The organism is Nocardia sp. Tas62D01 (assembly GCF_055232035.1).
On sequence record NZ_JBUYUZ010000001.1, the window covers coordinates 9,199,564 to 9,212,047 of the forward strand.

The following is a 12,484-nucleotide window of genomic DNA, read 5'->3' on the forward strand; positions in this document are numbered from 1 at the left end:
GGCACACGGCCCGGCCCCTTTCACTGCTGGGCGGCTGGTCGCGGCAGCCTGGCCGCCAAGCCCACCAAACCCGCTGCTACAGCCGCGCCCGCAATCACATACCAGCTCCGCTGAAACGCCTCGAGGGTGGCATCCGCACCCGCGGGTGTACCGAGCACTGCGACGAGGACCGCCACCCCGACCGCTAATCCGATCTGACGTGCCATACTCAGCACGGCCGAGCCGGTCGCAAACCGCCGCGGCGGCAGTCCGGCGGTTCCGGCCGCGAACGCCGTCGGCAACGTCAACCCCACCCCGAGCCCACTCACCAGCATGCCGCCCAGCAGCCCACCGGCATAGTTCGGTTCGAGCGTCACCGCCCGTGCCCACCACAGCATTCCCGCCGCGAATGCCACACCACCCACTGCGATCACCGGTCCCGCTCCCACACGTCCGATGAGTCGGCCTGCCAGCACCGCGACGATCGGCACCATCAGCGGGCCGGGCGCGATCGCGAGCCCGGTCTTCAACGCCGACCACCCCCAGATGTTGTGCGACCACAGCACAACCGACAGCAGCATGCCCGAGAACGCGACATTGAACAGCACCGAATTACCTACCATCAGTGCAAAATTCGGCACCCGCAACAATTCCGGGGCAACAACCGGACTGTGGTGACGCAGCGACGACACCACAAACGCAGCGCCGAGAACAACTGCAGCAGCGAACGATCCGATGACCCCCACCGATGACCAGCCCCAATCCTGCCCCTTAACCAACGCCAGGATCAAGGTGGCGATCGAACCGATCAACGTCAACGCGCCGAACCCGTCGGGTAGCCGCCCACCATCACCACCCGGGTGCGGCAGCAGTCGCAAGCCGACGATCACTGCGACGATACCGATCGGCACGTTCACGAGGAACACCCAACGCCAATGCACTTCGACAAGCAACCCGCCGATGACCGGCCCCAATGCCGCGCCGAGCCCACCGAACGCCACCCACAGCCGCACCGCCAGGGCCCGCTTTTCAGGCGGTGTCACCGCCAGCACCAGACCCAGCGACGCCGGTGTCAGCATGGCCCCGCCAACAGCTTGGATAACCCGGAACACCACCAGCGAAGCCACGTCCCACGACGCGGTGCACAGCGCGGAGCCGAGCACGAAAACACTCAACCCCAGCAAGAATGTGGCCCGGTTGCTTCCACGATCACCCAAACGGCCAGCAGGAACCAGCAAAGCAGCGAACACGATCGCGTAGGCGTTGAGCACCCACGACAGCCCCGAGATCCGGGCACCCGCGAAATCCGCCGCTATATCCGGCAGCGCGACATTGACAATGAACAAATCCAGACTCGACAGCAGGATACCCACCGAGACAATCACAAGGACCACACGGGGACCGACAGCAGACCGATCCTTCTCCACGACAAGGGTATTCACTATCAACTCCTGATCAACCGACGACGCGGCGGGTCCGACACGCTTCCCCGCGCAGAGGCACCGACCGCCTCTGGTGTGCACTCCACGCAATGAAGACTTGCACCAGCCCGGAAAGGAATCGCAGGTGATGAGTTTCTCGACGCGACGGATCTGTATAGGTACCCATTTGTTGCACAACCTGGTGCGAGCCAGATTTGTCAAGAAGTTTCGATGAGGAAGTGGATGTTGCTCGACAACGTTCGCTGGATGGTCGCCGCACCCTGACAAGTACAAACCCGGACTGAGCCAACGGCCAACCAGCACTGGCTGTCTACCTCAGCACCGCAGACGCCACTATCGCCCCGACTCGATACACCTGGTCAACATCCGTGCCACCGGGGTGGCCGCGATCGTTGCCATCGTCGACTCCGGTTCATTCGAGCTATTCGACTACCCTGCGCCTCTTGGGTAGGCCCGAATCCCGGGCGGGCCGCCTGTGGATCGAGCTGTACCCGACGATGATCACCTCACCTCGGGTACATGAACCGGGTCCGCTTGTTCAAGTCGCCGCTGACATGCGCCTGTGGTGCGTCGCGCAGGGTGAGCATGTTGGCGTCACTGACCGTGGTGATGGTGGGGGTATGAGAACGGCCCTGCTGCGGGTGGCAGACAGGGCCGTGGTCTCCGTGGTGACGGCGCGGTGTTCAGGGTGACCGGCTATTCGTCGGTGATTTCGGTGATGGCGATGCGGGCGGATTTCTCGTCGACGATGGCTTTGTCGGCGGCGAAGGCGGCGGTGAGGGCGTGGACGGCGAGGTTGTTGACGGCGCGGGGAAATCCGCGAGACGCGTTGTGGATCAACGTGATTGCGTCGTCGCTGAAGAGGGTATCGTCGCGGCCGGCGAGGCGGGTGTGGTGGCGGATGTAGTCGGCGGTGTCGGCTGCGGCCATGCCGGTGAGGTTGTAGCGCACCGAGATTCGCTGATCGAGGGCGGCGAGCACGCCCAGGCGCAGCCGCTGGCGCAGGGTGGGTTGGCCGACGAGGATCGCCGCGAACGGTGAGTTGGAGTCCATGTCGTGGTTGGTGAGCATGCGGATCGCTTCCAGTTGAGGCGTGTCCAAGAGGTGGGCTTCATCGATCACGAGGACCGGTGACCTGCCTCGTTCGGCATGTTCGGCGGCGAGAGCGTCGGCGGCTTGAGGTGCCAGAGTCGCGGTGTAGAAGCTGGGTTGGCGGCCGAGAGCGGAGACGATGTGGTGCAGCATGCCGCGGACCCCGATCGACGGGTTCGGCAGGTAGATCACGACATGGCGGGCGGTGTCGTGGGCGGCGGTGGCGGCGCGGACGGCGACGGTTTTGCCGGCGCCGACTTCGCCGGTGATGACGCCGAGGGCGTGTTGTTCAATGCACCAGCCGATGCGGGCGACGGCTTCGCCGTGGCCGGGGTGGCGGTGCAGCATCCCGGGGGCGAGGTCGCGGCCGAAGGGCATGCGAGTGAATCCGTAATGTGATTGCAGCCGTTGAATACTCACGCCGACACCGCCCCGTTCGCATCGCCGTCGTCGGTGTCGTCGGTGTCGACGGGCAGGCCGTATTGGCCGTCGAGCTGTCGGTCGGCGGGGCCGTAGAGGGCGTGGTAACCGATGCGTTCGTCGCGGCGCAAGATCTCGGTGTGGGTGTCGTCGAGCAGTTTCAGGTAGTCGATCCCGGTCGGCCGTGTCGTGTCGGTGGTGTCGATTTCTGGTTTGGCTTTGGGATGAGAGTGGCGGGTGATGTTGTGCGGCACCGCATTTCCGTAACTGCGGTCGCGGTATCGGACCTCGATGGTGGCCAGGTCGAACGGGGAGAACACCAATTCGACTCGCCGCCCGGCCAATCCGGCGTCGACCTCGAAGACGTTTCCGTGGAGACTGACGGTTGCGGTCTTGGTGACGGTGCGCTGCTCCGACCAGAGAAATGCCTCGGTCAACTGCGCCGCAGTGGCGGTGATCGGGGGGTGTTCGACGCTTTTCCAGTAGTCGTCCCACCGATCCAGGGGGGTTTGATCGGTCTCGGAGTGGATCCGGCGGTGGTATTCGATCTCGACCCAGGCGGTGAACTGCCGGTTCAGCAGACCCAGCGCTGCGCGGTGATCGAGATCGACGCCGGCGAGGTCGGTAGCGGTGGTGTCGGCGATCTCGACGAGGAACTGCTCACGGACAGTCCGGAAAAATCGCTCAATTTTGCCCCTGCCCTGCGGGCGGCCCGGCGCGGAATGAACGAGGCGGATACCGAGTTTCGCGCAGCCACGCAGCAGCCACGCATCGACATAGGGTGCGCCGTTGTCGACATAAATCCCGTCAGGAACCCCCCGCGCCGCCAGCGCGGGTTGCAGGGCGGCGGCCATGCGGACGGTGTCTTCGACGAACCCGAACCGCGAACCGACCACCAGCCGTGACCGGTCATCGAGAAACGCGAACAGAAACGTCTTGCGGCCACCGACTTTCGGCCCATGCAGGGCGTCTCCGACCCAAATTTCGTTGCAGCGGTCGGCTTCGAACCGCCCGAACACCTCGCTGGGCCCGCCGGTGGCGGGGCCAGCCAAGTCGAGGCGGTGCAAATGCCGCAGCAGGGTCGAGGCCGACGGCGACCAGCCCCGTCGACGACCGCCCGATCCGCTCGATCTGCGGCACCGTGCGCGCCGGGTTTTCCCGCTTCAACGCCGCGGCAAGGCCCAGCACCTTGTCGTCGGTGCGCACTCCCGGCCGCCTCGGTGCGGGCACCAGCGCTTCGAAACCCCCGCCCCGCCACTTAGAGCGCATCTGAGAACTCGGTAGCTGTTCGGCGTGTGATGCCAGATATGTAGAGGGACTCCCGGTACGACTGAGGTTTCCATACCAAAACGTCGTCACCGAGAGTCCCTGTGCCAGTGTCGCTTACCTGCTCGTGTTCGTTGTGCCCGGCCCACGGCGAGTCCCCGATCACCTCGCCGGAATGCCCGTTCTACCCATCCTCGTCGCTGACCGACCCCGAGTGGGCGCTGCTCGAGCCGCTGCTGCCACCCCCGGGCAACCGCGGCGGCAAGGGCGGACGCGCGGAGAAGTGGCCGCGGCGGCTGGTCTGCGACGCGATCTTCTACCTGGTCCGCGGCGGCATCGCGTGGGCGCAGCTGCCACACGATTTCCCGCCAGCGAAGACCATCTACGACATCTACCGGAGGTGGACGAAAGCTGGTGTGTGGCAACGCATCCACGACGCACTTCGAGACCGGGCGCGGGTGCACGCCGGGCGTGACCCGCACCCGACGGCGGCGATCATCGACTCCCAGACCGTGCGCGGCGCCGACACCGTGGCCGCCGCCACAGCCGGTTACGACGCGGGTAAAAAGACCAAAGGCCGCAAACGCCACATCGCAACCGACTCGGCCGGGCTGCTGCTGGCGGTGGTGGTCACCGCCGCCAGTATCCAGGACCGTGACGGCGCCCACCGGCTGCTGACCGCCATGCGTGCCCGATTCGCCACGATCACGCTCGTGTGGGCCGACGGCGGCTACGCCGGACGGCTCGTCGAATGGGCGAAATCCGTTCTCGCACTGACAGTTCAGATAGTCAAACGCTGCGACACCGCCACCGGGTTCAAGGTACTGCCCCGCCGCTGGGTGGTAGAGCGCACGTTCGGCTGGCTGGTCAAGCACCGACGCTGCGTCCGCGACTACGAGACCCGCCCCGACCACCACGAAGCCATGGTCTACATCGCCGCCATCCATACCCTGACCCGCCGGCTCGCCCGCACCACCGACCCCAACACATGAGTTCTCAGATGCGCTCTTACGGATCCACCGGTCGATCGTGTTGCGCGCCACCCGAACCCGATTGCCGAACGGATCGATATGGGTGCGTTCGGATATGGCCCGCACCAACGCACCACGCTGGCGGGCGTTCAACGCCTGATCCAGCACCGGACAGATCAACTGATACCGGAAAAGCCCTACCGCCTGGGCGCGTTCACGCCGCACACGCTCCTCGTTCTCGGCTGCAGTCATTCCTCGAAATCCTCCTCACGAACCATCGGTCCGGAAACCAGTTGCCGGACACGGGTATCGGCGAGCCTGGCCGAAACCACCAGCCCGATGTCAGGGGCAACCGGTGTTGGCAGCGATCGGCGGCCACCCCGGCGACAGCAACCGAGAACCACTGCCCGCCACCGCAACCCTCGCCGCCGTCACCTCGCCCACCACCCCGCCCGGCCCGAACCTGGCCCTCACCGCGGCGGCCGCCACCTCGACCGCATCCACCACGCCCTGCCACGGCCCCGTCGCCGCCGGCACCGCCACATCGATGCCCACGGCCACCGCCGCAGCAAGGAACCACGACCGCACCGACTCCAGACGCTGCCCGGCACGACGCAGCCAACCCCGCACCGTCGCCGCCGGCACCGCGAGCCGCACCGCCACCCGGCGATGCCCCAACCCAGCCGCCCGCCCAGCCAGCGCCGCCCACACCATGCCCGCCGAATACGCCCTGCGCAGCAACAACACCACCGGCAACAACACATGCGTCACCCCGCACCCCCGACACCGCCCGCGCCTGGGACGCTGCCGATTCCCCACGCCCACAACCGTTCTCGCCCGCGCCCACCCCCACGGCGCCAACACCCCGCCCGCACAAGCCGGGCATTCGATCTCCCCGGACACCAACCGAGATTCGACGACCACCGCGTCACCCTCTACCGTCACCAACAGTGCCTCCGCGCACTACCGCACGGCACCCCCGGCCCAGGTCGGCAAACCAGACGAGGGTGCCGTGCACCCAACAGTCATGCTCACCCTGACGCAGCACACCAACCCCAGCAACCCGAAACCGCCCGCGCCCCAACCACGCTCACTCCCAGTGACGCGGCGCCCCACCGCCGTCACCACCCACCGTGACGGTCAACATGCGCCAATTCGCGCAAGCACTATAAGGGCCACCTTCGACTGACCGCGCAACAGCGTCGGACACCGGGCACATCAAAAGTACGGCTGCTGGCAAAGTTCACCTGGATGAGGCAACCGCCGCCTCGGGGTCGAGCTGGGTCGGAAGGTCGAAGAGTCGAAACAAGTCTGGTTCCAGATAGACGTCGATTCCGGCGATGTTTCCCTCCCCGATGGCGAGAACTTGGATCGCGAACGCCTGATGCGGCTCTCCAGGACTCCCTGCGTGGTAGTGCGCGAATGCGGGTGAGCCGCAGGCGTCCACGGGGACAAGTCTCGAGTCGCGGCATGGATTGGGGTCGCGCCGGAACCAGCGACCGATCTCCGATCGGCCACGGAGCCAAAGGCTGAAGGGGGGCATCGACAGTTTGGCCTCACTGTGCAGCAACGAGGTCAAAGCTCCGATGTCAGACCGCTCGAATGCGTCGAGATACCGATTCAACAGTTCGAGCTGCTCCTTGCTCAACATATCCTGCCGCGCCTCAGTCACCGTGAGACCGGACAGCTTGGCGCGAGCACGACGAAGCACACCGTTAGTCGATGCCACGGTGGTTTCCAGTAGTTCGGCGACTTCGTCCGCCTTCCACCGCAGGACATCCCGCAAGATCAGCACAGCACGCTGCCTCGGCGACAGATGTTGTAACGCGGCTACGAAAGCAAGGCGAATGGTGTCCCGTAACACCGCCGACTCGGCCGGATCGATACCAGCAGGTAGTACCCATCGATCCGGAACCGGTTGCACCCACCGGGTGCCCTCACCGAGTCCGAGGGACGAATCGGCCGTAGCGGCGGAACCGACGTCCACTGGGAGCGCCCGTCGGCCGCGTTGGTGCAGCATGTCCAGACAGACGTTCGCCGCGATCCGATACAGCCACACTCGCACCGACGACTTTCCCTCGAATCTGGTGAATCCGCGCCATGCGCGAAGCAGTGTCTCCTGCACGGCATCGTCGGCGTCGAACGGAGAGCCCAGCATGCGGTAGCAGAATCCGAGCAGCTCAACACGGTGGCGCGCGTGCAGTTCTTCCCAGCTCACCTCGGAGTACACGTGTGGCCTCATCGATCGCATGGTGTCCGCAACGTTGACCGTCGCGCGTGAATTCCCGCGGATCGCGGCGGTCAATTGCATCCGGCTCAACAGTCTTCATTGACGAGCGTGGGTTGCCGCGCCGAGCAGCTGACAACAAGGAGCATCAGGATGATCCTCATTAGTGGCGCCACCGGCCTGTCCGGGTCGGCAGTGGTTCAAGAGTTCGTTCGCCAGGCAGAGCCGGTGCGGGCTCTGGTCCGAAACCCGGACAAGGCTGCCGCTATGGGCGGCAGCAAGACCGTCGAGGTCGTTCTCGGGGACATGCTTGTTCCCGACACGCTTGCCCGGGCCCTCGACGGAGTGGATAAGGTCATGATGATCTCTGGCGCAGACGAGCGGCTTGTAGAGGCCCAAACCGGCCTGATCGATGCCGCGCAGAAGGCAGGGGTCAGCCACATCGTGAAACTCTCGGGTCTCGGCGCCGATCTCAATTCACCGTTCCGCTTCCTCCGCCTGCACGCGGAAATCGAACAATACCTGGAGAATTCGGGGCTGGCGTGGACGCATCTGAGGCCCAGCCAGTTCATGCAGGTATATTTCCGGGAGGTTCCGACTCTCCTCGCCGACGGGACGCTTTCGCAGCCGCTCGGCGATACCCGATTGGCACCCATGGATATCGAGGACATCGCGAAGGTCGCCTTCGCCCTTCTCCATGGGAACGGCCACGAGGGTAAGAGCTACGACATCACAGGGCCGGAAGCACTCACGATGGACGACGTGTGCGGGGTCTTGTCCGACGTGATCGGCCAGCTGATCCGGTATGTCGACATCGACCCGAAGATAAAGCGGGAGAGACTGATCGCGGCGGGTATCCCACCCCGGTTCGCCGACGATATGGACGATTTGTTCGCGCTGCGCCGTGCAGACGGACCCGAGTCGCAAACTCACCTGGAGCCGTACAAGCTGCTGGGCATTCGACCGACAACCTTCGCCGAATTCGCCGCGCGCAATGCAGACGTCTTCCGCGGCGAGGCCAGCCCGACCCATCTCTGGGCATCGAACTGGCAGACCCCGAGTCCGGCATCCTGACACTGCGGCCATAGTTGGTAATGCCACCGACCCGTCGCCCCGAACCCCAGCCGTTCGGGGCGCCCGGGCGGGCTGTGGGACCGGGCATGTCCGAAGTCGATGACGAGCCGGTCGATCCGGTGCTGTCTGCGTATCTGGTCGACCGGTGAACTTCGGCGGTGGCGCGAGTCTATATATCGACACCGCGATTCCTGGAGGAGCTTCCATGCGGCCGATAACCTCTGGCGACACTGATCGGAACGAGTTTCTGCACGATGCTGAGAGACATCGAAAGGAATTGATAGCGTATTGCTATAAGATGGTTGGGTCGGTCCACGAAGCCGAAGACCTCGTTCAGGAGACCTTTCTGCGTGCCTGGCGGGGTTGGGAGTCGTTCCAGGGACGCTCGTCGGTGCGTGCCTGGCTCTACCGGATAGCGACCAATCTCTGTCTGACAGCGTTGACTCATAACCGGCGCAGAGTCCTGCCGTCCGGGCTCGGCCCCGCCGGTGACGAACTCGGTGCGCCTTTTGTTGCCGGTCCTCCCGACACACTGTGGATCGAGCCGTTCCCGAACCAGCGATACGAGAGTTCCGACGACGATCCCGCCGAGATCGTGGTGTCCAGATCAAGTCTGCGACTGGCCCTGGTAGCGAGCCTGCAACACTTGCCGCCACGCCAGCGGGCAGTGTTCATTCTGCGAGAAGTACTCGCGTACACCGCCGCAGAAGTCGCCGACATACTCGACATGAGCATCCCTGCGGTCAAAAGCGCGCTCCAACGTGCGCGCGCCAAACTCGATGAAGTTGCACCCCGAGCGGACGTGGTGGTCGAACCGGACTCGCCGCAAGCCCGCGCTATTCTCGATCGCTACATCGATGCGTTCGAGAATGCCGACATGGCCGCTCTCACCGAGCTGTTGCGAGACGACGCCACTTTGGAGTCGGTCCCCATGAGCACGTGGCTGTCGGGCAAGCGTCGGTGTATAGCGCACCTGGCTGAATGGGTCCTCACCACAGCCGGCCAGTACCGGATGTATCCGACGATCGCCAACGGGCAGCCCGCGGCGGTTGCCTACCGTCGCGAGCATCTCGAGGACCCGTTCACCCCGTTCACGGTGGTCGTGCTGTCGGTCGACTCCCATCAGGTCACCGGCATCACGACGTTCCACGATCCGCAGCTGGTTGGTCGCTTCGGTTTTGCTGGGGTCATCGAGCCACGCGCTGATGACAAACGACACAACAGCGGCGCACCGCTCGGCTGACTTTGTCGATTCCTTTTCCGTGTGGGCGTGGTCTCAACACCAGACACCCCTGCACACCCTCGGGCTGCTGTGCGGTACGTCGCGCGTGCTCACCACTGGAAAGGACCGACCTCCTCGTGAAACTCAGCTTGTACATCCCGACCGGCATCACCCAGGAGTTCTACGGCTACACCGACCGCTGCCAACCGCGTGGACGGACAAACACTTTCTTGGTGCCGCTGGTGAGGGTTGAAGGGTTCCGGGTGTATGGGTGAGTCGTTGCGCATAGATTCCGACCAGGCGCAGGCGCTCGTCAACGAACTCGCCGCACTGGCCGATGCCGCACAGCAGGATCTGGCCCAGTTGACCGACGCTCTGCAGCGGGAGTGTGCGTGCTGGGGCAACGACGAGCCGGGACGGATCATCGGCGACACCTACCAACCGGAGGCGAAGAAGGGGCTGTCGGGCTTCCGGAACCTGGCCGACAACCTGCGCGGGTTGAGTGACGGGATTGCTGGCGTCACAACGACTTTCGCCAATCAGGACCAGCAAATCGGCCGCCAGGTCAGCACGATCGGGCAGAACGGCTTCGGCTCGACCGGGCTCCCGTCGGTCGAGCAGCCGGTAGCGCAGAACGGTTCCGTGCCCCGATCAGTGCCATCCTCCTACGGTTCTCAATCGAACACCAACGGCCGGCGACGCCGCGGATGCGCACAGCCCGGCCGCGGGCCAGGGCATGAACACCGGTATCGCCGACGCCTACGACGTGTCCACTCGGTTGGCTGCGGTGCTCACCGGGCACGCCGAACCGTCGGTGCTGAACGGCGCCGGCAGCAGGCGGGTCCACCGGTCGGCAACGTCGGGGTCGCGGTTCTTCGCGTAGGTCCAGCCGAGAGCTATTTGAGTATGCCGAAGGTGTGCGGCAAGGAGGATCGTGTGGCAGGCGAATCGAGTGGGCTGAACTCCGAACACCCGCTCGCCCGCGCGTTGGCGGCACCGGCTCCTGTGGGCTGGCAACAGGCGGATGCGGTCTTCGCGGTCACGGTGGCCGCCGAGATCGGTCATGTCGTGTATTCCGTTGGCGGGCAAACGGTGTCGATGACACCGTCGGACGAGATATTCACGATCGTCCGGGAGCAACGGGCGATCGCGGCACGGTCGGGTGCGGGACCGTGGTGGCGAATACTGGTGGTGCTGGCCGTTTCCGGCGACATCGAGATCGAGTACGACTACGGCGAGGATCCGTTCCCGCCGGGACAGCTGTTCAGCCCGCAGGTGTACCGCACCGACCTCGCGGCGTATCCGCGCGAGCGGGTGCCGATCTGGTTGGCCGCGTATATCGGTCACGACGACCGGCAGTTGCGTAGTCCACAACAGGCGGCCGCCCAGGCGCGCGCGGACCGGTCCGGCCAGGTGTGGGCGGTGTTGGCGGAGGACGAGTTCCCGCCGTTCCCCGCGATGTGGGCGCGGTGGGCGACGATCGCCGCGGCGTTCGTGGCCGCAGGGGCCGAGCGGGGCCCGCGGATGCTGCCGTGGACCGGTGTATTCGAATCCAGCGCGCACAGCGGGGCGACGCTGCATGCGCTCCCGGCCGGGCGCGCGGTGCTGTCGGGCGGTGTGTGGCATGCGCCCACGTTGGCCGCGGTGTACAACGGTGGCGCACCGATGCCGGATCTGTATGCGGGCGCACCGGATTGGGTCGCCGACCCGGTGCTGAACCCGCGCGCCGCATCCGGGCTGCTGTCGTTCTGCTACTGGTGGGAGGCGGGCCGGTGGTATCGCGGGCAGTCGCCGTCGGCCCAGGAGTGTGCCGCGGCGGTACCCGGTGTGTGGACCCGCGACACGGTGATCGGGATCGTCGCGGGTCTCGTCACGAACCGAGGCGACGATCCGCGGGATGCGATTGTGTCGCTGGTGTCCGCCGCCGAGGCGGGCGTGGTAACTCGTGCGACGCTGGTCGAGGTGTTCGGCGACGACGGGCGCTTCGATACCGACGGCGCCCTCTACCAGTACTCGCTCGCCGGTCTGGCAACACCGGCCCCGCAGCGGATGCCGGCGCAAGAGGCGATCTCCCGGGTCCGGGACTACATCATGGGGCGGCGACTGGATACCACGGGATATCCGTTGTCGCAGTTGATCGCCGAGCGGTTCAGCGTCGGCTGGATGGTGTATGTGCCGGTGCCGGAAGGGCAAATCGCGATCGGCCGGGCGATCTTCTACATCGGCGACGACGGCGTGCTCGAGCCTTCCTCGTCATCCATCGCGCCCGGGATTTACCAGGCCGAGTTCCAGCAGCGGTTCACCGAACGCCACGGCTCGGTGGCCTCAGACCAGATCGCAGGAGAGTGAGGCGATGGATGACTGGGAGCGGGAAGGGCTGCGCTCGGCCAACAACGGGATGCGCAACCAGGTAGACCACATCCTCAACCAGATCGACGAACAGCGCGCCCTCCTGTCGGAGGTCCAGAAGAAGTTGGACGCGGCCCGGTGCACCGCGAAGTCGGCCGATGGCCTGGTGGAGGTGACCACCGACGCCGGCGGCGTCGTCACCGACGTACAGTTCACCACCGAAGCCGTGCGTAACACCCCGCAGCAGCTCGGCCGGTCGGTGACCGAGGCAGCACGGGAAGCGGCGCGGTTGGCGCTCGAGCAAACCCGGGAAATCATGGCACCGGTCACCGCTGCCATCGGCGCGATGCCGGATCTGTCGGATCTGGTGCCAGGGGCACCCAGCTTGCGTGAGCCCCGCGAACCAGGGCACGACCGGTGAGGGTTTGAGGGGTTGCCGGGC

General features: G+C 65.6%; 9 protein-coding genes and 2 pseudogenes. 5 read left to right on the top strand and 6 right to left on the bottom strand.

The features are described from left to right. Window positions 1–20 precede the first annotated feature (20 nt). The 3 genes and pseudogenes from ACV7NQ_RS44780 to ACV7NQ_RS44790 form a co-directional block, all read right to left on the bottom strand. Window positions 21–1,421 (bottom strand): MFS transporter, encoded by a 1,401-nt coding sequence (locus ACV7NQ_RS44780; RefSeq protein ID WP_463365029.1) that lies wholly within the window; start codon window positions 1,419–1,421, stop codon window positions 21–23. Between the two features lie 696 nt (window positions 1,422–2,117). After that, entirely contained in the window at window positions 2,118–2,891 is a 774-nt protein-coding gene (locus ACV7NQ_RS44785) for an ExeA family protein (RefSeq protein ID WP_463366052.1), read from the bottom strand. Window positions 2,892–2,929: 38 nt separating this feature from the next. Then, window positions 2,930–4,193: pseudogene (locus ACV7NQ_RS44790) on the bottom strand (DDE-type integrase/transposase/recombinase); the annotation flags it as partial. Between the two features lie 167 nt (window positions 4,194–4,360). Here ACV7NQ_RS44790 and ACV7NQ_RS44795 point away from each other — a divergent pair. Further along, complete coding sequence (locus ACV7NQ_RS44795; protein ID WP_463366053.1) at window positions 4,361–5,191, top strand: IS5 family transposase; 831 nt, start codon at window positions 4,361–4,363, stop codon at window positions 5,189–5,191. A 15-nt stretch (window positions 5,192–5,206) separates the two neighbouring features. On the opposite strand, the pseudogene ACV7NQ_RS44800 reads toward ACV7NQ_RS44795, so the two are convergent. From ACV7NQ_RS44800 to ACV7NQ_RS44810, 3 genes and pseudogenes are all read right to left on the bottom strand, one after another. Next, window positions 5,207–5,422 (bottom strand): annotated as a pseudogene (locus ACV7NQ_RS44800) (DDE-type integrase/transposase/recombinase); the annotation flags it as partial. 90 nt (window positions 5,423–5,512) lie between these two features. After that, complete coding sequence (locus tag ACV7NQ_RS44805) at window positions 5,513–6,118, bottom strand: helix-turn-helix domain-containing protein (protein WP_463365030.1); 606 nt, start codon at window positions 6,116–6,118, stop codon at window positions 5,513–5,515. 295 nt (window positions 6,119–6,413) lie between these two features. Continuing rightward, window positions 6,414–7,412, bottom strand: coding sequence for a sigma-70 family RNA polymerase sigma factor (locus ACV7NQ_RS44810; protein ID WP_463365031.1), 999 nt, complete (start codon window positions 7,410–7,412; stop codon window positions 6,414–6,416). A gap of 138 nt (window positions 7,413–7,550) precedes the next feature. Here ACV7NQ_RS44810 and ACV7NQ_RS44815 point away from each other — a divergent pair, with 138 nt between their 5' ends. From ACV7NQ_RS44815 to ACV7NQ_RS44830, 4 genes are all read left to right on the top strand, one after another. Continuing rightward, window positions 7,551–8,471 carry an SDR family oxidoreductase gene (locus ACV7NQ_RS44815; RefSeq protein WP_463365032.1) on the top strand — a complete coding sequence of 307 codons (921 nt, stop codon included), beginning with the start codon at window positions 7,551–7,553 and terminating at the stop codon, window positions 8,469–8,471. Between the two features lie 205 nt (window positions 8,472–8,676). Then, entirely contained in the window at window positions 8,677–9,714 is a 1,038-nt protein-coding gene (locus ACV7NQ_RS44820; protein ID WP_463365033.1) for a sigma-70 family RNA polymerase sigma factor, read from the top strand. A gap of 246 nt (window positions 9,715–9,960) precedes the next feature. Continuing rightward, a complete protein-coding gene (locus ACV7NQ_RS44825; protein WP_463365034.1) occupies window positions 9,961–12,042 on the top strand; it encodes a hypothetical protein in 2,082 nt (693 codons plus the stop codon). Between the two features lie 4 nt (window positions 12,043–12,046). Further along, window positions 12,047–12,463 carry a YbaB/EbfC family nucleoid-associated protein gene (locus ACV7NQ_RS44830; protein WP_463365035.1) on the top strand — a complete coding sequence of 139 codons (417 nt, stop codon included), beginning with the start codon at window positions 12,047–12,049 and terminating at the stop codon, window positions 12,461–12,463. Window positions 12,464–12,484 lie beyond the last annotated feature (21 nt).

Bases quoted from the DNA above. Each gene is read 5' to 3' on its own strand.
- ACV7NQ_RS44785 (WP_463366052.1), bottom strand. From the start codon at position 2,891: ATGCCCTTCGGCCGCGACCTCGCCCCCGGGATGCTGCACCGCCACCCC.
- ACV7NQ_RS44810 (WP_463365031.1), bottom strand. From the start codon at position 7,412: ATGAGGCCACACGTGTACTCCGAGGTGAGCTGGGAAGAACTGCACGCG.
- ACV7NQ_RS44815 (WP_463365032.1), top strand. From the start codon at position 7,551: ATGATCCTCATTAGTGGCGCCACCGGCCTGTCCGGGTCGGCAGTGGTT.
- ACV7NQ_RS44820 (WP_463365033.1), top strand. From the start codon at position 8,677: ATGCGGCCGATAACCTCTGGCGACACTGATCGGAACGAGTTTCTGCAC.
- ACV7NQ_RS44825 (WP_463365034.1), top strand. From the start codon at position 9,961: ATGGGTGAGTCGTTGCGCATAGATTCCGACCAGGCGCAGGCGCTCGTC.
- ACV7NQ_RS44830 (WP_463365035.1), top strand. From the start codon at position 12,047: ATGGATGACTGGGAGCGGGAAGGGCTGCGCTCGGCCAACAACGGGATG.